Origin of the sequence: Olleya sp. 1-3 (genome assembly GCF_002836085.1) — a bacterium.
Taxonomy (GTDB): Bacteria; Bacteroidota; Bacteroidia; order Flavobacteriales; family Flavobacteriaceae; genus Olleya; species Olleya namhaensis.
Genome location: NZ_PJBW01000035.1, coordinates 1 through 588 on the forward strand (window position 1 = coordinate 1; position 588 = coordinate 588).

The 588-nt window shown below is 38.6% G+C and carries 1 pseudogene; it reads right to left on the minus strand.

Annotation, left to right across the window (positions count from 1 at the left end):
- Positions 1–588, minus strand: a pseudogene (locus tag CXF54_RS12940) (adhesin); the annotation flags it as partial.

Below are 588 nucleotides of genomic sequence, written 5' to 3' on the forward strand. Positions count from 1 at the left end.
TTTTCGTCAGTACAAATATTTGGTGCTGTACCAATTGATTTATAAACGAATAATGTTGTTGTCGTCGTAATATCTGTTCCTGCAGAAACCTCCGTTGTTGGAGATCCTCCTGATATTGTGTGATAGGTATTATTAGCAGTCAAAGCTGGTAAAGTATACGTGTCACAAGCTTCTACATCCATAGGTGAATCCGCTACTGGTGCTGCATCTATTGTAACTGTAAAACTAGTTTCGTCAGAACAAATATTAGGCGCTGTTCCTGTTTCAGTGTAAACGTATAACGTAGTTGTTACTGTTATATCTGTTCCCGAAGCAATTAAAGTCCCCGTTCCATTTGGCCCTCCTGTTGCTGAATAATAGTCATTATTAGCACTTAATGTTGGTAATGTATATGGTCCGCAAGATTGCACGTCACTTATAACATCTGCTGTCGGAGATGCATTAATAGTTACTACAAAACTACTTTCGTCTGTACAAATATTTGGAGCTGTGCCAATTGATTTATAAACATATAATGTTGTTGTCGTCGTAATATCTGTCCCTGCAGAAACTTCTGTGCCTGAAGCTCCTCCTGTTGCTGTGTGATAA